Source organism: Symmachiella dynata, from assembly GCF_007747995.1.
Lineage (GTDB): Bacteria > Planctomycetota > Planctomycetia > Planctomycetales > Planctomycetaceae > Symmachiella > Symmachiella dynata.
The window spans coordinates 5,998,942-6,024,871 of the sequence record NZ_CP036276.1; the positions used below are offsets into that span (position 1 = coordinate 5,998,942).

Sequence of the window (25,930 nt, forward strand, 5' to 3'; positions counted from 1 at the left end):
ATAATTCATCCTGCTGCAAGACTCAAGAAATGCTCGTGAAGCCGGGGACCACAGGCGACTCGACTCTATTTCCGCGTTTTGTAGGTTGCCGGTTTGCCATCCCGGCCGATTTGCACGGTATAACTTTCACCATCCGGAGCGATCGTGGCTTTGACGAATGTGCCGTCGCAGTGGTCGGAGGTTTCTGCGGAGTTGGCGATGAATTCCGGCGGCGTTTGGTCTTCTGCGGCGACCTTAATATTGCGGTGCAGCTGATAGAGCGCCTGTAGCGATTTCACGCCTCGCAACGTTTTCAAGGTGTTGGGATGCCCCCCCTTGACCGGGCCGTTGCACATGACAGCTACGATCGGATCGACGGCGTGCACCAGAACAGGATTGTTGCTGACCGGCAGGCCGTGGTGCGTGACCATGAACAGGTCGACTTGACCAATCGGGTTGTTGGGTGTCACCAATTTTGCTTCGACATTCCACGTCAAGTCACCGCAGCAGAGGAATTTGAAGTCGCCGAAACTCAGCAGAAAACTCAAACTGGCGGCGTTGTCGCTTTTGTCGCGTGGTTTGGGTTCGTTTGTTTTTGCAAACGGGTTGGGCGGACCGTCGTTGGGAATCACTTCGCGACTAGCGGTGATGATCTTAACCGCCAGCGGCGTCTGACCCGACTTGAGCGGCAAGCTGTCGCCGGCGGCGAGTGCTTTGGATTCGTTTTGGGACGCAGCGCGATAAAAGCCGATCCGTTCTTCGAAATTTGGATCCTCCGCCAAGGTTTCGGGAATGCCGCGGTCCCAGAAGTTTTTGATTTCAATTTCCGACGCCAGCGACGCATGATTGCCGAAGTGGTCCAAATGCCAATGTGTGACCGCAGCGTGGTCAAGGTGGTTTAAGTGTGCTTCATCACGTAGGACTTTGAGAATGCGATCGCGATCGCGGCCGTTGTTGTCGGGATATCCCGAGTCGATTAGTAACGATTCACCCGCGGGAGTGACAAACAGCGTAGCAGCGCCTCCTTCGACATCGATGAAATAGATCGTCAATGGCCCCTCGGCAGCGATGGCCGGCGGCGCGGCTGCGGAAACAAGCAAGGTGGCGATGACGGTGCTGATCGCAAAAAAGAGTTTCTCGCGCATGGTATTTTCTCGTTGAGATAAGGAGTGAGTCGAAAGTGGTTCGTTATCGTTTCCGGCGGCGTTTGCCGGGGTCTTTTTTGTGCGGCTTCGATTCCGGTTGTTCCGGGGGAGCGGGTGGCGGTGTTTTTTCCTCGCCGGCCATGTCAGGGGGGATCGTGTTGTGCATCATGTCACTTGCGGATTTGGCTTTGATGTTGGCGAATTTCTCTTCGGAGAACGCTTTGAGTTCCGTATTGAATATCTTGACCAAAGCATGCAAACAACTGGCCACGGTGGGACCGACGAAGATGCCCCACAACCCCATTGCTTGCAGGCCTCCCAACACGCTAACAAAGGCCAATAGGGGATGCAGTTTGGCATCGCTATGCAAGACATAGGTGCGGATGATGTTATCCAGCGTGCCAATGAAAATTGTGCCGTAAGCGGTCACAAACAGCGCGCTGCCCCAATGACCGTCGGCCGCCAACCAGATTGCCACCGGAGCCCACACCAACCACGTGCCGATCAGTGGGATCATGGCGGTCAAGGTGCAGACAATGCTCAACAAGAAAAAATGGCCGACGAAAAAATAGAGGACCGCCGCCGTGGCGATTCCCTGCCCCAATGCGGCTGCGAATGTCGCTAAAACGACTGCGCGGATCACTTTGTTAAAACGGTGCAGGAGTTGTTGTTGGTAGTCCTGATTGACGGGAATCAATTCTCGTGTCGCTGCGAGCAACACCGGACCATCGGCTAGAAAATAGAACAGCCCGATAATAAACATCAATCCGCCGACAATGCCCGAGACGATCCGGCCCACGATGCCGAAGGTGGAAGCTGCAAATCCCATCGTCCGCTCTGCGACACGGTCGAGCGCAGCTTTGGTATTGGCGCGGATGTTGGTCTCGACTTGTTCGTGAAACCGAGCACGACGAGCTTTCCATTCGTCGAGTTGATCTTTGTCGGTGGGTGGAGGACTGAAGCGGTCATAGACGCTGTCGATGATTTCGTCGGCGTCGAACCGTTCGCGAAATTTCCCATAGGCCGGTTTCCATTGCGCCGGCTCCAGCCGCTCCTGCGCGAAGGCATATAACTCGGCCGTTGCGATCACCGTGCCGGTTGCTAAGGGCACGAAAATGATTGCCAGAATCGCCGCGGTTGTTAGTCCGGCTGCCCAATGGGTCTTGTCGTTGGTTCGGGTTAGGAAATAGCGAAACATCGGTTGGCAGAGCAACGCCACGACACCGGCCAAAAAGAGCGGCAGCAAGAACGGAGCGATCACCTGAAAAAAGGTGATGCCAAGAAAGACGATCAACACCGTCAGCACAATGAGCGATACGAGCCGCGCCATGGAGAGTTGCCTAGCTAGGAAGTGAAACACCGGCCTGCGGCTGAGCCGCGAAAATGTGGTTCAATTAGTGTAACCAATTTCTCGGTGCGGCGCAATATGCTGCGCGACGTTACGGCTGATGGAATGATTCCCCCTGATAAAGCGAAGGCTGCTCAGCACTGCTGGACAAGCCAGCAGTGACACCCGATTTGCCATTCAATCGACTGCTAAGGCTTCGTTGAAACGGGCAATCAGGTCTTCAGGTGGTTCCAGCCCGACGGAGACGCGCAGCAGGTAGCGGGAGACGCCGCAGTCTTCGGCGAAATCGAGTTCGCCGTAATGCGCTAGGATTGTATAGGGACAGACGAGCGTGTAGTTCGTTCCCAGGTTGGGTCCCTTGCAGACGCGCAGAGCATCGAAGACGCGGGGAGCGCGTTTCGCCGGTTCGGCGAATTCGACCGACAACAGCCCGCCGTATCCCCCGTCTCGTTTTCGAAACGCCCTGTATCGCTGTGGCGTTTGGAATTTGGGGTAATTCACAGCCGTAACGCGAGGATGCTGCAACAGATGATCGGCCAATTGTTCGGCGTTGTGATTGATCTGCCGGACACGCGCTTCGAAATCGCGGGAATTTTCCTCCAGGACCAGCGCATCCTCACACCACAGCAAATCATCCTCTTGGCTGAGAGCTGTTTTCAGTTCGTTGTAAAACGGGCCATTGGCATTGAGCACAACCGAACCGGCTGTGACGTCACCGGCGCCGGAGAAGAATTTGGTCAAACTGGAACAGACAGCGTCGGCCGCCGAGAGGACATCGGCATTGACGGATGTGGCGACAGTGTCGTCGACGACCAGCGGGCAACGGTGGGCACGCGCCAGTTCCGCCAGCCGCGCCAGGTCGGGGCTTTTCAATAACGGATTCGAGGGAAATTCGGTGTAAATCCCGCTGATCGGCTCGGCCGCCAAAACCTCAGCCAGCTGATCCAAGTCTGCGGATTCTCCGTGTGGATAAAAATGCACGCCCGTGCCGCAGGTTTTTTGGATTTTGAGCGTATCGACGTAAGGAAAGCCGAACTGCGCGCACTTGCGATCCGGAAAAGTCGCTTCCAACGCGCGATAGAGCGAGAATATCGCATTCATTCCGCTGGGAAAGAGAAACACATCCTCCACAGTGGCGCTGGCAGCATCGGCGATGCGTTGCCGGAGAATTTGTTTTGCCGCCGTCGCGTCGGGGGCGGTACGGTTTTCAAGACAGGCTTCGGCATGCCGGGAGGAAATCCCTTCACCGAGATGTTGCCAACCTGCTTTGGCGGTGTCGGCAAATTGTGTCGGAAAGCAGGCCGCTTGGACGCCGTGTCGGCCGAAGTCGCAGAGCCGAGGTTTTTGTCCGGTCTGCTTGGCAAAGAACTCGACGAAACGCTCAGCGGCGACGACCGACGGAAATGCCAAACAGGATTCATCCGCAGCGGCGAATTTTGCATGACACTCCGCAAACAATTGTTGGCAGAGATGATGGAAGACAAAGCGGGGGTAGCCATTGTTCAATTGCTCAATGACGCGCGGTGTTTTCTCTTCATAACCAATATTGTCAGCCCATGTCGGCAAACAGACAGAGACGGCGTGCGGAGAATCGGGGATCGGTCGCCCCAGATCAGCGGCGTTGCACAACGGAGTTTCGAATAATGGATCAAGCACGTTCATGTTCAGCGGAGGGGACTGTCCCGCGGAAAATCCGGGGGTGGGGAATAATAGAGGAGAGAAATTGCGTTAGCGAGAGGTCAATTCACCGTAGACGAACTCAATATTTTCCGTCCGTTCTCGGACATCAACGCCTGTCCATTCTTGATAAAAGGGCAGTTCGATATCGGCTTTGATCTCATCCAGCGATTTGCCATCGTCGATCGCCTGTTGAATGGTTTCGCGCAATTCAACGAAGTAACGTTTTTGCAGGGGAACCAGTTTTTCGTCACCCACTTCTCCGTGGCCGGGGGCGACGGTTTTGATGGGGAGCGTTTGGATTTCCGTGAGCACGCCGACCCAACTGGCCGTGTTGCTATCACCGGTGTAATTGAAGGCTCCGTTTACGACGGCGTCGCCGCTGAATAGGATCCCCTGTTTCGGCAACCAGGCCACCGCGTCGCCGGCGGTGTGGGCATGACCGAAATGCAACAATTCCACCCGCTGTGTGCCATCGTCAATCACCATTTTACGGGGGAACAGCAACGTAGGTTTTTCATAGTTGAGCGGGCCGTATTCTTCGGGTTTGCTTTGTTGCGACTTACGAAATCCGTCAAGACCCTTGGTGTCGAATAACAGTTGGCTATTCTCCGAAGCGATAGCGGTCGCCCCCTGGGCGGTATAGATCATGTTGCCGTCCGCGTGATCGCCGTGGTAATGGGTGTCGAAGACGTAACGGATCGGTTTGCCCGTATGTTTTTTGATCAACTTCGCCACTTCGGCCGCCTGATTGGGAAAGTTGGCATCGATGACCAGCACGAAGTCTTTGAATTCGACCCAACCTTGATTGCAGCCCAGAAAGACCGGTTCGGTTTGCGATTTGCGGAAAAAGACGCCGGGCGCCAATTCCGTGATTGTGGTTTCATTCGGTGAAAACCACCCGGCGGCGTACCCCCCGGCGGACGTCACGACCAGCGTCGTCAACAGCGCGATCCATCCGCGTCGTGAGTATTTCATAGGTTGTTGCGCCTTAATGATTTCGCGATTGTATGGGTAGGTCATGCTGTGCATGACGAATCGGGTAGCGTTGAGCGTTTGTTTTAGCAACGTCATGCACAGCATGACCTACGAAAGGGGAAGTATAACGTCAAATGGCGTGCGAACGCGAGTAACCCCAGGCACTCCAAAACCCATAAAGGGTTGCCGATATTTACCACGTTACGGTACGATGCTTCCGTCGTTAATTTGCAAAAACCCAGATTTCACCAGGATTTTTGTATGGCCCCTGTTCGTTGCCCCGGTCCGGTCAATCGCCGCGAATTCTTGCGTATTGGATCGCTTGCGCTGGGGGGAGCGACATTATCAGAAATTTCCGCCGGGCGCGCGGCGGCGGGAACGTTGAACAGCGACACGTCGGTTATTTTGTGCTATCTGCACGGCGGTCCGTCGCAACTGGAAACCTACGACCTCAAGCCGCATGCGCCGGTGGAAACACGCAGCGTCTTCTCGCCGATTTCCACATCGGTGCCGGGGATGGATATCTGCGAACACTTTCCGCTACAGGCGAAGATCGCGGATAAGTTTTCGATCGTCCGCTCGCTGAACCATGACGTCGGGATTCACAGTGACGGGGGCATTATTGTTTGCACCGGCAAACGTCCGGCGGTCCTCGATCCCACGTCGCAATCCAAAAGCGAACATCCCGACATCGGCAGTATTGTCAGCCGCGTACGGGGCGGGCATCGCTCGGGGATGCCGCAATATGTGGCGACACCCTCATCGTTTTATTTCACGCGGCCGACCTACTTGGGTGTTGCGCAACAACCCTTCGTCGTCGGTAATCCTGCCGCCAAGAGCTATGCCCCGCCCGAATTGAAGATCGCGCCGCAACTCCAAGAACGGGGGCTGGATGACCGCAAGGCACTGCTAGCGCAGTTTGATCGATTTCGCAGTGACTTGGATCTCAACGAGGCGCTGGCCGGGACGGACGCGTTTCGCCAACACGCCTTCAACATGCTGACCACTCCGCAAGTCGCCGAGGCCTTCGACATCAATCAGGAACCCGACAAGCTTCGCGATCAATACGGCCGCAATATGTGGGGCCAATCGTTTTTGCTGGCGCGGCGTCTGGCCGAAGCGGGGACAGGGGTCGTGAGCCTGATGATGAACTCGCCAAAGAGCGGCGAGGAATTCACGAACTGGGACGACCATCCCGGCAATGCCGGCCGCCCGGGACATTTTGCGACCTTCATGCGGACACGCTTGCCCTATCTGGACCAAGCGTTGACGACGATGATCGAAGACATTTGGGACCGGGGTTTGAATCGCCGGATCATGGTTGTGGTGGTCGGCGAATTTGGCCGCACACCACGGATTCGCAAGGGAGCACCGAATGACTCCGTTGGCCGCGATCATTGGCCCAATGCCTATTCGGCGTTGATCTCAGGCGGTGATTTGCAAATGGGACGCGTTATCGGAGCCACTGACAGCAAGGCCGCCTATCCGGTCGAGTCGCCGCATTCGCCGCAAGATTTGTTGGCGACCGTTTATCGGCATTTGGGCGTTGATTATACGCAGCAGTTCGTCGACTATGGAGGACGCCCGATATCCATTTTGCCGTTCGGCGAACCGATCGCGGGATTACTTTGAGTTTGCGGCGACACGTTTCAGGAGTGATCTCATGCTGACTCCGGCCCATTGGAAATCGATGTTAACACGGCGGCATTTTTTTGGCCGTTCCGCCAGCGGCATCGGCGTGGCGGCTTTAGCGTCGCTGCTGAATGAATCCCCCACTGCTCAAGCGGCCGAGGGAGGGGGATTGCCGGGGTTTCCTAATTTCGCCCCGCGCGCGAAACGGGTGATCTATTTGTTCCAATCGGGTGGTCCCTCGCAGATGGACCTGTTCGATCACAAGCCAAACTTGGGCGAACTCCGCGGCACCGATTTGCCCGATTCGATTCGCCAAGGGCAGCGACTCACCGGAATGACCTCGCGGCAAGCCCATTTTCCCGTCGCGCCGAGCAAATTTCGTTTTGACAAACATGGAGAAAGCGGGCAGGAAATCAGCGAGCTATTGCCGCACACAGCGAAGATCGCGGACGATATTTGCATCATCCGTTCGTTGAACACCAAAGCGGTCAATCACGACCCGGCGATTACGTTTTTTCAAACAGGAGCCGAACTCGCCGGGCGGCCCAGTATGGGATCGTGGTTGGCTTATGGTTTGGGCAGCGACAATCGTGACTTGCCGGCGTTTGTGACGATGGTGTCCGGCGATGGCGGACAACCGCTTTACGACCGGTTGTGGGGCAGCGGTTTTTTGCCCACGCAATACCAGGGCGTCAAATTCCGCTCCGTCGGCGATCCGGTGCTGTTCCTCTCCAATCCACAGGGAATCGACGATCCCACGCGACGCCGCGTGCTGGACGACTTGGCGGAAATGAATCGGCTGAAGCTGAACGAATTCGGCGATCCCGAAATCGCGACCCGCATCGCCCAATATGAACTCGCCTATCGCATGCAGACCTCGGTGCCGGAATTGACCGATGTCTCCAGCGAACCGCAACATATTTTTGACCAGTACGGTGCCGATTCCAAGAAGCCGGGAACGTTCGCCGCGAACTGTTTATTAGCGCGGCGGTTGGCTGAGCGCGGGGTGCGGTTTATTCAGTTGTTCCATCGCGGTTGGGATCAACACCTCAACTTGCCCAGGGACATTGGCAAGCAATGTGCTGCCACCGATCAAGCGTCAGCGGCGCTGGTTCAAGATTTGAAACAACGCGGGTTGCTGGAAGACACGCTCGTGGTCTGGGGCGGGGAATTCGGACGCACGGTTTATTGCCAAGGCAAGCTGACGGCCGACGATTACGGTCGCGACCATCATCCCCGTTGCTTCTCGATGTGGCTGGCCGGCGGCGGAATTAAAGGCGGACTGACGTTCGGCGAGACGGACGACTACAGCTACAACATCACCGCTGATCCGGTGCATATCTATGATTTGCATGCCACGATGTTGCATTGTCTGGGAATAGACCACGAGAAATTGACATACAAATTCCAAGGCCGCTATTTCCGGCTGACGGATGTGCATGGGAAGATCGTGCGCGAGCTGTTAGCGTGATTTTCTGTTGAGTGTTACCTGCCTGATGAGGGACGCAACTTGTTGTGCGCGGCTCAGCGGGAGCTTCGCCCTCCCGGGGGGCGGGATTGGGATCAATTGAAATCATTTGAGACACGCTATTGTGTTGTTTGAGGAGTGAGATTCTGTGCGGCGCACTACGATGATAATTGCTTTGATCGCTGTGATGATTCCGTCCACAGCTACTGCGGACGACCTGAGCGTTGATGAGGCGCAACACGCCCTGCGGCGCGGGGTGGAATACTTTCGCGATCACGTGTCGATCGAAGGAGGATACCTGTGGCGGTATGCGGCGGATTTTAGCGAGCGCGAAGGGGAAGTCCCCGCATCTGCAACAACCGCTTGGGTGCAACCACCGGGAACCCCGTCGGTCGGAGCAGCCTATCTGGATGTCTATGAACTGACCGGCGAGGAATATTACCTCGAAGCGGCCCGGGAAACGGCGCTCGCATTGGTGCGGGGACAACTGCAATCCGGCGGCTGGGATTACCGAATCGAATTCACCCCAGAGGATCGCAAAAAGCACGCCTACCGGGCGGATGCGAACCAAAGCGACGACCAAGACAAATCCACCCCGGATGATACGCGTGATAAGAAAAAGAAAAAACGTCCGCCGCGGAACACAACGACTCTGGATGACAACACAACACAAGCCGCGCTGCGGTTTCTGATGCGGATTGATCGTGCGCTCGGTTTTCAGGATCAACCCATTCATGAATCCGCGTTATTCGCACTGCAATCGCTGTTGGATGCGCAATACCCTATTGGCGCATGGCCGCAACGGTTTTCGGCGGCGCCTGACCCGGATAAATTTCCCGTCAAATCGGCAAGTTTTCCTGACCAGTGGTCACGGACCTACCCGGCGATCGATTATCGCAGCTACTACACATTCAACGACAACACGATCGCGGACATGGTTGATCTCATGTTTCGGGCGGCGGAAATCTACGATGACCCCCAATATACGGCCTCTGCGGAGAGAGCGGGTGATTTTATTTTGTTGGCGCAACTGCCCGAACCACAGCCGGGTTGGGCACAACAATACGACGCCGAGATGCATCCCGCTTGGGCACGCAAATTCGAACCACCCGCGCTCACCGGCGCCGAGTCGCAAGGCGTGATGCGGACGCTGTTGCGGCTGTATGACCGGACCGGCAAGGCGAAGTTTCTGCAGCCGATCCCACGCGCCTTGGCTTATTACCAATCCGGCGTTTTGCCCGATGGACGATTGGCGCGGTTCTATGAAATGGGGACCAACACGCCGTTGTACTTCACCAAGGATTATCAGTTGACCTACAGCGACGACGATATGCCCACGCATTATGGATTCAAAACCCGCAATAACCTGGACGCGATCGCCAAAGAATACGACAAACGAAAAAACAGCGATCATCCAGGCTCTGCGAAACCGCTCACCGAACTTAACAAAGCACCGCGCTTGTCAGCGAAATTAAAACAACGAGCTGCCGCTGTTGTTGACGCCCAACAGGAAAACGGCGCGTGGATAGAACCGGCTCGTCAGCGGAATCGCAGCCACATCCCGGCCAATGCCCCTTGCATTAACTGCCAGACATTCTCCGACAACATCGTGACGCTGGCGCGCTACATTGCCGCATCGAAAAACTCACGCTAACTGGTCGTGATCGGGTCGGCGGCAAAGCGTTGGCGGATTGTCTGCTGTCGGTACGAGAAAATTCGTTCCAGGTCACGTTTCACCAACAGGCGATGAATCAATGCTCCGCCGGGGACGGAATAGTGGACGGTGTCGCCTACAATCGTTCCGCCATTGTCTGTGCGGAACGTATGCTCGTGTTCCCAGTGCCTGTAAGGGCCTTTGCGCTGAAAATCTATGAACCGGAAAGGGGGTTCCCAGACGGTGATTTCGCTCCGCCAACGCATCGGAATGCCGTGCATACGGAGCTTGTAATCGATCAGCGTGCCGGCGGTAATTCCGATGGGAGTAGGGGTTACGACATGGAAATTCAGCCAAGGGGGCGTAATCGACTCCAGGGCACAGGCATCGGAAAAAAAGTCGAACACCTCCTCCAGCGGAGCAGGCAGTCGTTGTTCGCAATGAAGTATAAAACCACCGCGTTGCAGGTCAGGGATGATGGTGATCGGCATAATCTAAGGATCTATCTCATATGAATGGATAGCGGCAATTTCGTACAATTCTAGTCACTCGCGGGATGAAGCCAACTTTTTTTCCGCAAGTTTCACCGAGGAATGAAAGGGCGCGGTCTGTGGCACCGCTTTTTTTTATAACCATAGGAAAACTGCCTTGCGGCAGCTTGGGAATGTCGTGACGATAGGGAGTCAATCCTTGTTTTCTTATCGCATTCATCAATTTTCAAAAAGAAACGGCGGACGCCCTGATTTTGAAAGGTCTTGCCATGAACCGTTTAATCTTGGGTTTGATAGTGGCCACCGGGTTGTCCTGCATGGTGGCCTGCCTGGGGACCAAAGAGGAAGTCGAGAAACCTGCCGAGGCGGTCCCCGTCCCTCCCAAGGTCGACCCCAGGCATCAACCGCAAACCGAGCGAGTTGAAAAGGCTGCCGTCGAGATCAAATCGATGGAACGCGTTGGAACCGAAGAACACGCGTCGATTGCAGCGGAGTTTTTCGTCAAGCGGTTTGTGCAGCAGAAATATCGCGCCAACGGCGACTATCGCGACCCACTGATGAAGTATTTTACTAAGACCGAAGAATGGTCCGCATTCGGCATCCTGCAAGGCAAGGACCCCAACCTGCCCCGTTATACGGTGGAATGTTTTGTGCACCTGAATGACCAGGACGAATGGGAATGCCGGTTAATGCGGATCGACAAACAACAGGTTTATGGCATGGATGTCCCCGACCCGGATGTGACGTTGCCAAACATCCAGGTGGGCGCTAACGGGAAAGCCAGACCGGTAGAAGAAAAAGCATCCGCCGCTGCCGATGGCGAGACTGAAACGTCGCAGCGAACGGCTGACACTGAAGCCGCCGGCGATCTACGAATGGCCAAATCCTTGATGAAGCGAACCCCAGAGAAAGCAAAGCAACGATTGCAGGCAATCATTGCTGAATTCCCTGAGACCCCGGCAGCCGCAGAAGCCCGTGAATTGATCCAAACGATCAAGGAATGAGCAGAGCGAATGCGAGACTGATAATACTGCTTGACAGCACGAATTGGCGGCGCAACGTATCGCTACGACGCGAACGCACAACAGATACATAATTTTCATAGATCATCATCAACGCGTGAGGAGTGCAGCGAAATGAATGTTATCCGAGGAATTCTGGCAATTGGCTGCGTGTTTGCATGCAGCATCACCGCGGCGGTTGCGGAAGACGAGAACAACGGCAAGCGGTATTTGATTATTCATTCCGACGATGCGGGGATGTCGCATTCGGTCAATCGTGGGACGATTGAAGCAATGGAGAATGGGATTGTCTCCTCGGCGAGCATCATGGTCCCCTGTCCCTGGTTGCCGGAGTTCGCTGCCTATGCCCGCGAAAACCCGGACAAGGATTACGGCATTCATCTGACGGTCAATTCGGAGTTTAAAAACTACCGTTGGCGGCCCGTTGCTGAGCGGAACAAGGTTCCCAGCCTGTTGGATGAAGATGGGTACATGCACCGCGGCGCCGCAGCAGTCGTCGCCAATGCGCGGGCGGATGAGGTTGAAATCGAACTGCGTGCGCAAATCGAACGTGCCAAGGAAATGGGGATTCCACTGTCACACCTCGACACCCATATGGGCACGCTGCTGATGCGAGCCGACCTGTTCGAGATCTATGTGCGATTGGGCGTCGACTACAATTTGCCAGTCTTGTTCATGGCGAATATTCCTCCCGAACGTTTGAAACAATACCCGGGACTCAAAGACAACTTCGACGCCAAAAAACAATTGCTGCTATCCAACGGCCTGCCGGTCTTGGATTTTGTGACCATGTATTATCAAGGCGGCCCGCACGAAGTTCGTAAAGCCCATTACATGAATGTGATTCGCAATCTGAAACCGGGACTCAGCGAAATCATCATTCACTGCGGCTACGACGGACCGGAGCTTGAGGCGATTACCGGCAGCTACAAATTGCGGGATGACGACCGCCGGATCTTCCAGGACCCGGAAGTCATCGCAGAGGTCAAAAAACTCGGCATCGAAGTCATCACCTGGAAACAGGCGCACGAGATGGTCGAGAAACCACAGGCTGCCAAGTAACAGCGGTTGGTGCCGTTAAAAAACGGTGAGCAGCAGAAATTGGGCGGAACGGATCAACCAGGGACGTTCACCGGAACGGAGTTCTCCCCGCTCGATGATGCTGCCGAATTTGGTGTGGATGTTTGAGACGAAGAATTTTTGCACACTGCCCATTTGCAACGTGCCCTCCTCCTCAGCTGCGAGGATTTTTGAGGTGATTTCGTAGAGTGTTTTCACCTCTTCGATGTCGGGTGTCGTTTGCGACGTCCAATGCGGCGGTTCGTCCCCATTCGCCACGCTTTGGGAAATTCGGAACACCAAACTGGATATACGGGCCAGTTGCTTATAATCGATGCGGTCGGCCGTGTCGCGAGGCGTGTGATAGTCGGGATGTTCCCCGGTGGAGAAAAACAAAAACGGAATCTGCCGATCGTGAAACGGCCCGTAGTCGCTGCGCGTACCAATCAAATCGACCCCCAACCGATGCACCTTCAATCCGTCGGGCTGTCCCACCTGTTGCATGTGATCGCGCAAATTCGGCGCGAGTTCGCTACCGATGACGAACACCGATCGTAAGGGAAGATCCCCCAACGAACGTCCCAGCAAATCGGCCGTGATGAACAGCTTGACCCGTTCCAGCGGCCAGGGAGGATGTGAGGCAAACCAACGCGATCCCCACAGCATGTTCTCTTCGAGATCGAAATTGAGAAACACGATGCTGCGTCGCGGCGGCTGGGCAGCAGATGTGAACTGTCGCGCCGCTTCTAACACCATCGCCACGCTCGAGGCATTGTCATCCGCCCCGGGATAGACTTTGCCCCGCCGTACTCCGAGGTGATCATAATGCGCACTAATGATCACAAACTCGTCACGTAACTGCGGATCGCTTCCTGGCAACCATGCGCCGACGTTGTATCCGCGAATCGAAGGACGGCCGTCAGTGGTCGTCGATCCGGGAATCGGCTGCAGGTAACTTCCACCGGAAAAGAGTGGTTTCAGCCCGCAGTCGGTATATTGTTTAATGAGATAGTCACGGGCCAACCGTTTACTCTGCTCATTGCCGCGCCCCTCCAGGCGCGGGTCGGCCAGAAACCGTACGTGAGGCTCGACCTGAGCCGCTGTAATGGGGCCGTTAAAGCTGGTGGACTGACGAGAGTTTGCCGGTTTTTCGGCCGCTGAAAGCGGTGGCAGCGACACACAAAACAGCAGTAAAACAAGCAAATATCCGGATAATTTACGGCTCGAAATCATGCACAATACTCCCGGAATTTCCGTCGAAACGGCGGTTGGCGAGGAGTCGTTAAGTTAGTGGGCTGTTTGAATTTGGGCAATACCGAATCACCGGACATCATGGCCGCGCGACTCGAGATCAAGAGGGCTTACGGATCGGCTTCGTAAACCGATGGTACCGAACTTCCCGTTTATTCCTGTTGCAAGGGACGGTAGGGCGCCGATGAATAGTGTGGTCGCGCCGCTCATGCTCGGCTAGGTTCCGTTGATTCGGGCCACAAAAGATTACAGACGAAAGACCAATCGTTCGGGGGATGAAACGGAGCATCATCCCGCCCTACGAGACGGAGGACCAGCCGGTTCGGGTAAGACCTTGAATTTGGCAGGGACGCGGTTTGAGTCGTGCCGGACCCGTATTCCGTCAACGCACGATAAAAACATCATCAGCCGTTTTGGGTACTAAGGAGAGATCCCCATGCGTCGGACCCTATTGGCAGGATTAATTTTCCTGTCGACCATTATTGGCATTCCCACGATGGATTGCTCAAACAGCACGGCCCAAGTCCACGCCGCCGGCGTTGGGCAACCCAATGATTGGGGCCGTTTTTACCACTACCCGTATGTGTATTACCCCCGCAACTACAGCGCACACATGCGATCCTATGACAGCTTGTATCACCGTTATCCGCCGGAAATGCGGATCCCGGTCTACAATCCCGCCTGGCACAACTTCTACCCGACCGAACGCCCCTACCACTCGGGGAATCACTTCAAATTGGATGTGTTTTAGTCATCGTTCACGGATAGAATTCGCCAAAAAATTCGCCGCCGCCATCAATTGATTGAGACAGGATGTCTCGCGAAGGCGGAACACACGGCATTGATGCCGTCGACGGGCAGGAAGCCTCTCGACGGCATTTGGCGTTGGTACCCTGCCAAGTTGCCAAAAATCCGCACGCCGCCGCTGGATTCTGCCCCCCAGGTTGCAATGGGGATGCATCATGCAATCTGCCCGTCATTTCGGTACCAACGCTGTGTCAACACCGCGCAGTTTAGACTTGAACACGGCTCAACTGACGGTAGAATTGAGATAAGCCCCTTCGAACGATTGGGTTTGCCCTTGCCGGTACACGTCATTGGCTGAGCGATGGCTTCCCAAGCCAAACGAAGCGCGAGGGCAAAGCTGCCGAGCCGTTTTTAATTTCTGCACGCAGGTTCACAACCAAGTCGTGAACCGACCATTTCTGAGATTTCTCTCATCATTTGCCAGAAACGTCCTGACAGTCGCAGGTTTTGATCGGTCCTGAGCAGTTGGTTACAGACAATCAGCAGTGTGGAAACTGCTGGTAGGAATTGATTCGGTACAAACGTCGCTCAGTTTCAAGTGAACTTAAACCAAATTGCGATGTGGAGAACCGATCGATGGCCCGGCCTATTGGATCGATCAAAGATCATCTTGTCTTCCTACTGACTCTCGTCGGGTTTGCTGGTCTGATTCTCTACGCCTATTCTCGGCAGGATTCTCAACCAGCGACGACCGAAGTCGCAAAACCGCCAACCCCCACCCGCCCGGCAGGGCCCGTCCGGGTTCAAGAGTTTGGCCAATACGCACTGTGGTGGGATGGCATCCCTGAACAAGTCAAAGCGGATCGCGTGGACACCGGGGCACATACCAACATCTACCCGTCCGATTACAGCGGTCCCGAGTCGTGTCGCAAATGCCATGAGGAAAATTACGATTCATGGTCAAAGCACCCGCACCATTGGATGAATGCGCTAGCAGACGCTGAAACCGTCAAAGGCGATTTCTCGGGAAACGCCAAAATCGAGTACTTGGGTGGAACGGCCACGTTCTACCGCGATGGCGAAAAGTATTGCATGCAACTCGAACGTGACGGCGTGCGGCACGTGTCCGAGATTAACCAAACCATTGGATCGCGTTTTTACCAGTACTATGTGGGTCGGCAACTGGAAGGGCCAGAACCGGCTGACCATCCTCGTTACACCGAGGACCATGTCCTTCCGTTTGGTTACTGGTTGGATCGCAAGGAATGGGTTCCGATTGTTCACGTACATGAACCGGACCGGGAAAGTAAGGATTACGATCCCTTCCCGTTGCAAGCATCACCGCCTTGGAACGACTGGGATACCTATTGCGACCAGGCAACCGATCTTTACCGGGCGCAGTGCAATTTCTGCCACACAACGTTTCCGGTCGGTGATATGCTGATGCGCGATCAGCAGAAGATCGGGCTGTTTGTGCCGGTGAATTTAAATCTTTCCCTGCCGGACTACGTGGCGAAAGCCACACCAGAGTTGTGGGATCCTCAACGGCAGCCCTGGGAAGTCACCAATGACGAGATTGTTTCAATTCTTAGAAAATATCGTACGTTCGAAGCCAAAGACAAAGCAGTGACCCTAGGAGTCAGTTGCGAGGCTTGTCATTTGGGGGCTAAAGAACATGCGGAAAACAAAGCCATCAAACCCAAATTTTTCCCCGCAAGCCCCGACCTCGCAATCCATACCGCTGATGGTCAGATGGATTTTGGCCGTACCCATGACAATGTGAATTGGGCTTGTGGTCGCTGCCATGTCGGCCCTCGTCCATCATTTGCCTCAGGCAGTTCGACCTGGAACTCGACCGAGTATTCCGACGCGATGAAGGGGAGCTGCTACACAAAGCTGACTTGTATCGAATGCCATGACCCGCACGAGGCGACTGGACCGAAATGGTCACAGACACCTGCCCAGGATGATGCGTCCTGCCTGAAGTGCCACGAACAGTTCTTGCCCACGGACGCTCGGCAGGCACATACGCACCACCCGATCGACAGCGAAGGAAGCCGCTGCATGAACTGCCACATGCCACGGATCAACGAAGGGCTGCAAGACGTCGTTCGCACACACACGATTTTCTCACCCACCAACCCTGACATGATCGAGGCCAACGAACCCAATGCCTGCAACATGTGTCATGTCGATCGCCCGATCGACTGGACGCTTGAGCATTTAAAAGAATGGTATGACACATCGTTTAACGAATTCGCTTTGAAGAGAAACTATCCAGAGCGTGAAGCTCCCGCGGCGATCGGCTGGCTGAAGAGCGACAAAGAGCACGTTCGACAGGTCGCCACTGATGCCTTAACACGCGAGGACTCAACCTGGGCTCTGGCCGATTTGCTAGGCGCACTCGATGATCCATTCCGTACAAATCGTCAATTTGCGCGTATCGGCCTGGAAAGAATGTTGGGCATCCAACTTTCTGATTATGGCTATCAGTACTATATGACCGAAGAACAACGTCAAGAACCATTAAAACGAATTCGCGAAGCTTTGATCCCGGAGGATCTCCCCTCAAAGCCCGATGGATCGTGAGAGTCTGTTGCGACGTTTTTTCGAATTGGTAACATAGACGCTAACTTTGCGGGCGTAGCTCAGTGGTAGAGCGTTAGCTTCCCAAGCTAAATGTCGAGGGTTCGATCCCCTTCGCCCGCTCTGCGGCTCAGCCACTTGGTGCGAGCTGCCGCTCGGAGGGGGCGATTGCCGCTCCCGTTGGTCGCTTGCATGGAGAGTGTAAGGCGTTGGGCAACGCTGCTTTACTCTGGATGGGCATTGGGCAAATGCTACCCTTTACGCGACTCCGCAAAAACCATCGCCCACCCGACCACCCCCCGTAGCGACCAACGGGAGCGGCCTCCCCCACCTCGAGCGGAAGCTCGAACCAAGCGGCCACGCCGCCGCTTAGGAGATGATTTGGTTGATGACTTTTCCGTGGACGTCGGTGAGTCGGCGGTCGATGCCGTTATGGCGGAAGGTGAGGCGCTCGTGGTCGATGCCGAGCAGGTGCAGCAATGTGGCATGGATGTCGTAACAGTAGGCCGGGTTCTCGACCGCTTTGTAGGACCATTCGTCGGTTGCTCCGTAGGTCACGCCCCCTTTGATCCCACCGCCCGCTAGCCAATTGGTAAAGCCGAAGGGGTTGTGGTCACGGCCCACATTGCCTTGGCTGCAGGGCATGCGACCGAATTCTGTGGTCCAAAGGATGATCGTATCATCCAGCATACCGCGCTGTTTGAGGTCCTTGATCAGCCCGGCGATCGGTTTGTCGATGCTGGTGCCCAGGATGCCGTGATCCCGCTCGACGTCTTCGTGGGAATCCCAGTTCCGTCGCGGATGCCCGTTGTCTGCTCCGCTCCAAATTTGTACGAACCGCACGCCTCGTTCCAGCATCCGCCGGGCGACGAGACAATTCCGGCCGACTTCAGCTGTCTCGGTTTGGTCTACGCCATAAAGTTTTTGCGTTGCTGCGGTCTCTTCGGTGATGTCCAATACTTGCGGAGCGCTGACTTGCAACTTGGCTGCTAACTCGTAGGAACGAATGCGGGCCGATAAACGCGAATCGCCCGGTCGTTGGTCCGCATGCCGTTGATTGAGTTTGGCAAGTACGTCCTGCCCGGCGGCATCGCCAGCGGCGGTCACGTAACCGGCTTCGGGGGGAAACAAATCTGAGATTGGGTTTTTGGCCGAGGGGCGAATCATCGTGCCTTGATACGATGCCGGCAAAAATCCAGCGGACCAGTTTTGCGGACCCGAGGGCGCAAAGCCGCGACTGTCGGGCAACACAACGAACGCAGGGAGATTGTCGTTTAGACTCCCCAGCGCGTATTGCACCCACGATCCCGCGCTGGGAAATCCGGGGAGTACAAAACCAGTTGCCTGCATCAGCGTGGCTGGGCCGTGAATATTGGATTTGGCGACCATTGAATGCACGAAGGCAATGTCGTCGGCGCAGGAACCGATGTGCGGGACAATGTCGCTGATCATCTTGCCGCACTCACCATGCGCCCGCCACTTCCAGGGGGACTGCATGACCTTGCCGGGGCTGGATTGGAACAGCTCGACCTTTTCGCCGGGATCAAACGGCTCGCCATTTTTCTTGAGCAGAGCGGGTTTGTAGTCGAACAGATCGCATTGGCTGGCAGCGCCCGACATATAAAACTGCACGACCCGCTTCGCACGCGGCGGATGATGCACGATCGGCTCGCGTCGTCCGGTGGAGGTCTCCGCTAACAGCCCGTCGCGATCCAGCAACGACGCCAGCGCAATGCCTCCCAAACCACCGCCATACCGCCACAGAAATTCGCGTCGATCAATCGCCACAGGGATTCCGCCTTTCACCAAACCAAGTTTGCGCTACGTCCAAGAACCATTATTCGTGGTTTTGCAGTGGTGAGCAAGTGCTTGAAAGAATTCACCACGGAGGCACAGAGTTTACTAGACCATAGGCTATAGACCGTAGGCTTTAGGGTTGAGCTGCAAATGCCCTGCCTACGGACTATGGTCTAAAGCCTACAGCCTCTTTCCGCCTCCGTGGTGAATCGTCACAGCGTTACTTCTGCTGCCGATAAACCTCCGCCAGCAAGTCCTCGATCGATTTGAACTTCTTGCCGCTCTCCGCAACCGTTTCGATTTTCAGTCGAGCGTCGGCGGTGGAGTGTCCTAGGCTGAGCAGGGCTTCGTAGGCCTCGGTGAGAATGTCGCCGTCGGTGCTCTTGTCGTCGGGGAAGTCGCGTTCGATCATCAGTGCGAATTTCGCCATTTTACGGCGCAGTTTGGCGACGATGCGTTCGGCCACCGCCGGGCCGATGCCGGGCAGCGCGCTGAGTTGTTTGACGTCCTGTTCCTCAATAGCGGTCGCCACCTCGCGAACCGGTCGGACGATCGCCCGCAGCGCCTTTTTGACGCCCACACCATCGACCGAACAAATTGCGTCGAAGAACTCTCGCTCGACGTCATTGGCAAACCCGATCAGCCGCGGCGTGAGGCGGCCTTTTTGCGGATTGCCTTCGATGTATTCGATGGTCTTTAAGCTGACTTCTTCACCAATTTTCGACTGCAACTGCCGTCGTACGAATTCGGGAATGAAGACTTCATATTCAAAGGCGCCGACGGCAATCGTCGCTTCCCCCGCAGATAGCCGCACCAACGGACCGGTAATTTTGGTTCTCAATGTCGTTCCCTCAAGTATGCTGTGCCGCGCGTGTAGGATGCGTCGTGACGCACCTTTCTCGCGTAGTACGAATAATTTGCCATCACCATAATAATCGATGCATAGAGATCATTGGCGACTGGCATTCTAAGACGGTGGCGGTGAATCGCAAGCCGAGTCCCGGTGGACGGTGTCGGGAGAAAACGCCGGTAGGCAAACGGCGATATATTCCGCCCCGCCCTCGCCCGGCGTGCTATACCGTACCCATTCCCCCGGCTGTGCGACCACGGCTTGGCCGACTTGGACATCAAACTCGCCGGTTTCGTGTTCGACGTGCAACGTACCGCGGATCACGACGGAGATTTCTTGAAATTGCGGCCGCTGCCCCGGTTCCACCCAACCGGCCGGCGAAACCATCCGGGCGACGCTCACATCCGACTGCCCCGTGTTCACCCGCCCGGCGAATTCCTGAATTTCCTTGGGCAAATTCCCTGCAGCTGCAACAACGGTTGGTTGGTTGATCAACGTCGGCATAGACCACCGTCTCCAGAAAGAGTTTCAGTTTTGTTGCATGCGTCATGACGCACCCTACATTCCCTCACGCCTGTTCCCTCAAGCCTCACGTCTTTTTCCACGCCTGTCCCCTCAAGCCTCACGTCTACTTTTCACTTCTGTTCGGCGAACATGAAACGGCCTTCCAGTGGTAGCATGGTTGAGACGGGGCCGACGATGAGTGGGTCGGGTGCTACGGCGATGGATTCGTTTTTGTCGGGATAGGGGAGCCGGTGCAAAAACTCTTGCATGGCGCCGATACGGGCGCGGCGTTTGTCGTCGGAGCGGATGATCGTCCAGGGGGCGTGGTTAGTGTCGGTGAATAAAAACATTCCGTCGCGGGCTTTGGTGTAATCGTCCCAGCGCTGCATCGCTTCAAAATCCATCGGACTGAGTTTCCAATGCTTGAGCGGGTCGTCTTGGCGGGACTCGATGCGACGACGTTGTTCTTTGCGGCTGACGTCAAACCAGAATTTGAAGAGATGCAATCCGCTGGCAATTTGTGCTGCTTCGAATTCCGGCACCTGGTGGATGAAGCGTTGGTAGTCTTCGGGAGTGCAATACCCCATCACCGGTTCGACCCCCGCGCGGTTGTACCAGGAGCGATCGAAAAACGTGATCTCTCCGCGGGTGGGGAGGTGCGCCACATAACGTTGAAAGTACCATTGCCCCAGTTGGGCTTCGGTTGGTTTTGGCAGAGCGACAACGCGAGCCAAGCGGGGATTGAGGTGCTGCAGAAACCGCTTGATGGTCCCCCCTTTGCCAGCGGCATCGCGGCCTTCAAAGACGATGGCGATCTTTTGATTTGCATCCAGCACCCATTTTTGGACCTTCATCAATTCAATCTGCAGTGCCAGCAACAGCTTGTCGTACTGTTTGCTTTTCAGTTTTTTGTCGTAGGGATAGGGACCATCGGCCGACTGGACCAGCGGAGCTTTTGCGTCGGCACGGGGTGCGCCGTTTTCCTGTTGGGATTCGGATTGTGATGGTTTCGTTGCCATGGAGATTCACCGGTTTTTGAAGCGTTGAGAGATGACGGAGTTGAGAGCAGCGCCACCCTATTATAGGCATACGTGCGGGTGGAAAGTCGAACCAAAATTGCGGCGACAATGCGTGAGAATCTCACTGAAATCGCGCCGCAGGGGACCGAATCAACGGCTTGTTTTTATCCTGTGCAGAAAAATCGTTATGACTGACGCAAAGTTTTGAGACGAAGCGACGAAATTGAGATAGCGCAGGATCGGACAACTTGTCAGGGATGAAGAACGGACTCGCGACACAAACCTTTTCACAGACAGGCGTTACAAGACAAGACCGTCAACAAGACCACATTGACCGGTATCCGCACGACCGATATACTCCCGCCCCGTCTCAACTATCCCATGCCGAGCCATCCCAGGCTGGGCTTGCTCTCATTTTTGGTCAAGGACGACCCGCATGAGCGCGTTACAACCCGCATCAGTCATCCCCACCGTCGAGGTGGTGCGGCTTCGCGCGGGAAAACAGATTATTCGCGAGGAAGCTACTGCGCTGAGTTGTGTGGCCGAGAATTTGTCGGTTCAGTTTTCGCACGCGGTCGAGACGATATTGGCATGCACCGGTCGCGTGGTGGTGACCGGCATGGGCAAAGCGGGATGGATCGGGCAAAAGATTGCCGCCACGTTGTCGTCGACCGGCACCCCCGCACAGTTTTTACATCCCGCCGAAGCAGTACACGGCGACTTGGGGTGCTTGCACGGTGACGATGTCGTCTTAGCTTTGTCCAATAGCGGCGAAACGGATGAAATCTGTCAGTTGATTCACCATCTGAAATCAATGCAAACCAGCTTGATTGCAATCACCGGGCGAGAAACCAGTACCTTGGCAGCGGCGGCCGATATTACTTTGTCGTTAGGTCCGCTGGGCGAAGCAGGACAACTCAAACTCGCGCCGACGAATAGCACAACAGCCATGTTGGCCGTGGGCGATGCGCTGGCGCTTGTGATCAGTGAAGAACGAGGATTCACCCCCCAAGACTTCGCCCGGTTTCATCCAGGGGGAAGTTTGGGCAATCGGCTCAAAACGGTCGCGGAAACCATGCGACACGGTTCAGATTTGCGGATTTCCAACGAGACGCTTTCGATTCGCGACGTGTTGGTCGGTCTCAGCCGTCCAGAACGCCGCACCGGTGCGGTGATGTTGGTCGATGCCGACGGCGGCTTGACGGGGATTTTTACGGATAGTGATTTAGCGCGACTGTTGGAACAACGCGCCGACGAACAACTTGATCAACCAATCAGCAAGGTCATGACACAGCGACCGGTTACGATTGCCGCCGATGCCATGCTGACTGATGCGCTTGCGATACTCTCGCAGCGACGCATTAGCGAATTGCCGGTCGTCGATCCCGAGGGCCAGCCGGTGGGACTCATCGACATTACGGACGTCATCGGTTTGCTGCCGGATGTCGCCGCCCGCCCGGCTTGACCGTTTTATTCGCACAAACACACTTTAGAGAATCATGTAGGAACTGCTTTGCTGAAACGTCTGGCGATCACCATATTGGCCACCGGCAGCCTGTGCGGCGCATACGGTTTGTATGCGCTGTGCGTCACGCCGATGGTGCAGCGTGAGATACCGGTCGTCCAACAGCAAGTGAAGCCCCGTGTTGTTGAACCTGGCAAACGCGGGCAGCGGAATGAGATTTCAACAAAGCATCTGCCCGATTCAAAATGGGCGTGGGATGCGCTGTATCAATTCCATGACGGCAACCGGTATATCTTTACTGAGAAATGGGAACGTAAACCCGAAGTGCCTTCGAACATTCCCGGCGCGAATGGCACGAAAGGGGAAATTGAATTCACTCCGTTTGCGATGGTTATCGTCAACGAGGATGACCCGAGCGAGCCGCCCTATACGCTGGTGAGCCGTTCCGCCGAACTGCATTTCGAAAACGGTTTTGAATCGACAAATTACAATCCGGGCCGCATTGTTGGCGGAGCGTTGAAAGGCGTCTACGAAATCCGCGGACCGCAAGGCTTGTGGGCGCGGGGTCGCAACTTTTTCTTTCAAGAAAATCCTCCACGGAATCCTCAATTCGCCAATGCAGGCGATGCATCGCCAAAAGCGTGGAGCGACGACAAGGTCGTCTTTGAATACGACGGTCATCGCGGGACTGGCCACGGGTTGGAGCTGAAGCTGATCCCCGACAGCAAGTCGAACAGCCGCGATAAACCGGCAATCGCCGGGATCCATACGATCCGCTTGCGTGATCATGTCGAAATGCATTTGCTCAAAGCGGGCAGTCGCCCGGGGCAACCGGACGAGCGCGTGCAAATCAACAGCGACGGCCCGTTTGTGTTTGACATGGTCTCGAACACGGTCTCTTTCAGCGAAGTCGTCAAAGTCATCCGCCGCACACTGGAAGGCAACGACACGTTGGACAGCGATATGCTGCATATCGTTTTCCGCGAAGTCAAAAAAATCGTTGAACAGCCTGCCGAGGAAGCGGACGCTGCTCCGCCGCGCAAAAAGAAATCCTCGAAGCGGGAATTCAGCCGACTGTTAGCGACAGGCAAGCGCGTCTTATTGAAGTCGCAACACAACAACGTGAATGCGACCATGCAGGAATTGACATACGACGGCGACAAAAAACAAATCGTCATGAAGGACGGTCATCGGGTCCACGTTCGTCAGAAAAACAACGATTTCTACTGTCCGGAATTGACGATCAACCAAGACGAGAACAACGAAATCATCTCCATCTTGGGCCGGGGTGTCGGCTTTATGACGTCCAGTGACCCGGACACGCACCAATTCGCTTATCGTGCTGAATGGCAAAAGCAGATTTGGAAACGGCCTGACCCGAAGTCCGACCAAGACATCCTGGAATTCCAGGAAGGCGCCCGCCTGCTTCAATATAATAAAATGGGAATTGAAGCTGAACTGATCAGGGTCTGGTTAGAAGAAGACAAGGCACCGCGCACAGCGAAAACGGCGCGGGGCGACGATGATGCATTTGGCGCAAGTCGAAATATGAAAATCCAACGGCTGTTGGCGCGCACCAATGTAGTCTTCGCAGCCAACCAACCGGAAATGTCCGGCAGTACCAAAAAGCTAGAAGTCTGGTTCGAGGAAGGTAAGATTCCCAGAATCGACGAAACCGCGTTGACCACCCCCGCACCGCGAGAACGGCTGGTCAAATTGAACTATCAGCGCCCACAAAAACGACAGCGTAGGCCGAGCAGTCGGACCACGCTCGCCGGCAAGGCATCGCAACCGCCACACCGTTTGACCAGCCGCAGTCGCGGTCGCGGTCAAGCATTGGCCTCGACCGAAGATGAGATCTCCGCCAGCGCGCTTGATGCTCAGGCTAGTCCTGACCGGGCCGCTCCTCCACAACAGCTGCGGCAACCGCCCGCAAACGATCAAGAGCCCTATCTTATCGATGCCGACCGGATTCAAATTCGCGTTATCCGCGAAGGCGAAGAGCATCATGTTTCTGAAGTGCGCACTGTGGGGCATGTCTCCATTATCCAGGAGCATAATAACGGTGATGAGCCGCTGACCATCGATTGTCACAAAATGACGATTCTCAATGAAGATCAGACCAACGATCATCAGAAGATTTGGATCCAAGGCACACCTGCGGACGAGCATACGCCAGAAATGCGTGCTCACCTTCGTGACAAAGGCATGCATGTCGAAGGACTGGAGATCTTTACCAATCGACGCGAGAATCGTATCCAAGTGGGGGGAGCGGGGCTGATGCAGCGGCCGGTCGCAAACCGACTGGATGGTCAAGAACTGCAAACGCCGGAATTGCTCACCGTGTGGTGGAATGAACGCATGACGTTCGACGGATTGCACGCACGGTTTTATGACAATGTGCGAATCGTGCTTGAGGACAGCGAACTGACGTGCGGACAGATGGACGTGGAACTGACCAATCGCATTTCGCTGATTGAGCGGGACGGCGACCCGCGACAGGTGGCGGAAATCCGCAAGGTCATCTGCCGCGACGGCGTCCGCATGGATAGCAAACAATTCGAGGGGAACCTGCTCGTCGGAACCCATCGGGGTGAAATCTTTGAACTGGCGATGAATCAAGTGACCGGAGAAATGACCAGTTCCGGCGGCGGTTGGATGGAATCTTGGCGGCGGGACAACGGCAAGGGAGGGGCGCTGGGACCGGGAATTTCAGCATCCTCGAACCGCTCCGTCCGTTCGGGTGACGTGCAGGAATGGAAATACACAAAAATCACCTTCCGTGGCCATATGACTGGCAACATCTCCAGTTTCAGCGATTCCAATAGCGCGGCCATGACAAAATTCCATGACGACGTCGTCGTGATTTATGGGCCTGTCAAACGTCCCACGCAGGTCATCGATCCCGATGACTTACCCGAGATGGGCGGGATGTTGGAGTCCGATACGTTGAGAGTGCGGCGATTGCCCGCTACGAATCAATCGACCAAGCCTTACATCACGCTATTGGCCACAGGTAATGCCCGACTGGACGGACAAAAATATTGGGGACGGGCCGACGAGGTCACCTATGATGGTTCCATCGGACAGTACACGCTGCGAACCGCACCCAAAAAAGGTTATGCCGAGTTTGGGGTGCGGGAACGATTTCAGGGAAAACGTTCCGCGGGTTCAAAAGCTCAGCAGTTTATCGTCAATGAGTTGACGGGAGAAGGTCGGATAATCAACGGTGCCTCGATAGGTGGGGGGTACTAACCG

General features: G+C 55.5%; 19 protein-coding genes and 1 tRNA gene. 10 read left to right on the top strand and 10 right to left on the bottom strand.

What is annotated here, in order from left to right; translation table 11 throughout:
- Positions 1 to 65: 65 nt before the first annotated feature.
- The 4 genes from Mal52_RS22800 to Mal52_RS22815 all read right to left on the bottom strand — a co-directional run bounded on the left by Mal52_RS22800 (position 66) and on the right by Mal52_RS22815 (position 5,127).
- Positions 66 to 1,124 (bottom strand): ComEC/Rec2 family competence protein, encoded by a 1,059-nt coding sequence (locus Mal52_RS22800; RefSeq protein WP_145378828.1) that lies wholly within the window; start codon positions 1,122 to 1,124, stop codon positions 66 to 68.
- Positions 1,125 to 1,167: 43 nt separating this feature from the next.
- On the bottom strand, positions 1,168 to 2,454 hold the full coding sequence (locus Mal52_RS22805) for an AI-2E family transporter (protein ID WP_145378829.1): 1,287 nt from the start codon (positions 2,452 to 2,454) through the stop codon (positions 1,168 to 1,170).
- A 195-nt stretch (positions 2,455 to 2,649) separates the two neighbouring features.
- Complete coding sequence (locus Mal52_RS22810) at positions 2,650 to 4,128, bottom strand: aminotransferase class I/II-fold pyridoxal phosphate-dependent enzyme (protein ID WP_197534405.1); 1,479 nt, start codon at positions 4,126 to 4,128, stop codon at positions 2,650 to 2,652.
- A 72-nt stretch (positions 4,129 to 4,200) separates the two neighbouring features.
- A complete protein-coding gene (locus Mal52_RS22815; protein WP_197534406.1) occupies positions 4,201 to 5,127 on the bottom strand; it encodes an MBL fold metallo-hydrolase in 927 nt (308 codons plus the stop codon).
- 261 nt (positions 5,128 to 5,388) lie between these two features.
- On the opposite strand from Mal52_RS22815, the gene Mal52_RS22820 reads away from it, so the two are divergent.
- The 3 genes from Mal52_RS22820 to Mal52_RS22830 all read left to right on the top strand — a co-directional run bounded on the left by Mal52_RS22820 (position 5,389) and on the right by Mal52_RS22830 (position 9,881).
- Positions 5,389 to 6,759: a DUF1501 domain-containing protein gene (locus Mal52_RS22820; RefSeq protein ID WP_145378832.1), complete on the top strand. Its 1,371-nt coding sequence runs from the start codon at positions 5,389 to 5,391 to the stop codon at positions 6,757 to 6,759.
- A 31-nt stretch (positions 6,760 to 6,790) separates the two neighbouring features.
- Complete coding sequence (locus Mal52_RS22825; protein WP_145378833.1) at positions 6,791 to 8,230, top strand: DUF1501 domain-containing protein; 1,440 nt, start codon at positions 6,791 to 6,793, stop codon at positions 8,228 to 8,230.
- A gap of 160 nt (positions 8,231 to 8,390) precedes the next feature.
- Positions 8,391 to 9,881 (top strand): pectate lyase, encoded by a 1,491-nt coding sequence (locus Mal52_RS22830; RefSeq protein ID WP_145378834.1) that lies wholly within the window; start codon positions 8,391 to 8,393, stop codon positions 9,879 to 9,881.
- Here Mal52_RS22830 and Mal52_RS22835 read toward each other — a convergent pair.
- Positions 9,878 to 10,372 (bottom strand): SRPBCC family protein, encoded by a 495-nt coding sequence (locus Mal52_RS22835; protein WP_145378835.1) that lies wholly within the window; start codon positions 10,370 to 10,372, stop codon positions 9,878 to 9,880. The genes Mal52_RS22830 and Mal52_RS22835 overlap by 4 nt on opposite strands.
- Positions 10,373 to 10,641: 269 nt before the next feature.
- Here Mal52_RS22835 and Mal52_RS22840 point away from each other — a divergent pair, with 269 nt between their 5' ends.
- Together Mal52_RS22840 and Mal52_RS22845 are read left to right on the top strand one after the other, a co-directional pair.
- Positions 10,642 to 11,376, top strand: a complete 735-nt coding sequence (locus Mal52_RS22840) for a tetratricopeptide repeat protein (protein WP_145378836.1) — start codon at positions 10,642 to 10,644, stop codon at positions 11,374 to 11,376.
- Positions 11,377 to 11,508: 132 nt separating this feature from the next.
- Positions 11,509 to 12,456 (top strand): polysaccharide deacetylase family protein, encoded by a 948-nt coding sequence (locus tag Mal52_RS22845; protein WP_145378837.1) that lies wholly within the window; start codon positions 11,509 to 11,511, stop codon positions 12,454 to 12,456.
- 15 nt (positions 12,457 to 12,471) lie between these two features.
- Here the strand turns inward: Mal52_RS22845 and Mal52_RS22850 are convergent, their stop codons facing one another.
- A complete protein-coding gene (locus Mal52_RS22850) occupies positions 12,472 to 13,686 on the bottom strand; it encodes a M28 family metallopeptidase (RefSeq protein ID WP_145378838.1) in 1,215 nt (404 codons plus the stop codon).
- A gap of 514 nt (positions 13,687 to 14,200) precedes the next feature.
- Between Mal52_RS22850 and Mal52_RS22855 the strand changes: the two genes are divergently transcribed.
- The 3 genes from Mal52_RS22855 (at position 14,201) to Mal52_RS22865 (ending at position 17,160) form a co-directional block, all read left to right on the top strand.
- The gene (locus Mal52_RS22855; RefSeq protein WP_390816757.1) at positions 14,201 to 14,455 is read left to right on the top strand and encodes a hypothetical protein; all 255 of its coding nucleotides are present in this window, start codon (positions 14,201 to 14,203) and stop codon (positions 14,453 to 14,455) included.
- A 632-nt stretch (positions 14,456 to 15,087) separates the two neighbouring features.
- Positions 15,088 to 17,040, top strand: a complete 1,953-nt coding sequence (locus Mal52_RS22860) for a HEAT repeat domain-containing protein (protein WP_145378840.1) — start codon at positions 15,088 to 15,090, stop codon at positions 17,038 to 17,040.
- 48 nt (positions 17,041 to 17,088) lie between these two features.
- Positions 17,089 to 17,160: transfer RNA gene (locus Mal52_RS22865), tRNA-Gly, on the top strand.
- A gap of 246 nt (positions 17,161 to 17,406) precedes the next feature.
- Here the strand turns inward: Mal52_RS22865 and Mal52_RS22870 are convergent.
- The 4 genes from Mal52_RS22870 to ppk2 form a co-directional block, all read right to left on the bottom strand.
- Positions 17,407 to 18,819, bottom strand: a complete 1,413-nt coding sequence (locus Mal52_RS22870; protein WP_145380754.1) for a DUF1501 domain-containing protein — start codon at positions 18,817 to 18,819, stop codon at positions 17,407 to 17,409.
- Positions 18,820 to 19,054: 235 nt separating this feature from the next.
- A complete protein-coding gene (gene ruvA, locus Mal52_RS22875; protein WP_145378841.1) occupies positions 19,055 to 19,675 on the bottom strand; it encodes a Holliday junction branch migration protein RuvA in 621 nt (206 codons plus the stop codon).
- 126 nt (positions 19,676 to 19,801) lie between these two features.
- Positions 19,802 to 20,188 (bottom strand): cupin domain-containing protein, encoded by a 387-nt coding sequence (locus tag Mal52_RS22880; protein ID WP_145378842.1) that lies wholly within the window; start codon positions 20,186 to 20,188, stop codon positions 19,802 to 19,804.
- 131 nt (positions 20,189 to 20,319) lie between these two features.
- A complete protein-coding gene (ppk2, locus tag Mal52_RS22885) occupies positions 20,320 to 21,207 on the bottom strand; it encodes a polyphosphate kinase 2 (RefSeq protein ID WP_145378843.1) in 888 nt (295 codons plus the stop codon).
- A gap of 436 nt (positions 21,208 to 21,643) precedes the next feature.
- Between ppk2 and Mal52_RS22890 the strand changes: the two genes are divergently transcribed.
- Both Mal52_RS22890 and Mal52_RS22895 read left to right on the top strand, forming a co-directional pair.
- Positions 21,644 to 22,672: a KpsF/GutQ family sugar-phosphate isomerase gene (locus Mal52_RS22890; RefSeq protein WP_145378844.1), complete on the top strand. Its 1,029-nt coding sequence runs from the start codon at positions 21,644 to 21,646 to the stop codon at positions 22,670 to 22,672.
- A gap of 48 nt (positions 22,673 to 22,720) precedes the next feature.
- Complete coding sequence (locus Mal52_RS22895) at positions 22,721 to 25,927, top strand: LptA/OstA family protein (RefSeq protein ID WP_145378845.1); 3,207 nt, start codon at positions 22,721 to 22,723, stop codon at positions 25,925 to 25,927.
- Positions 25,928 to 25,930 lie beyond the last annotated feature (3 nt).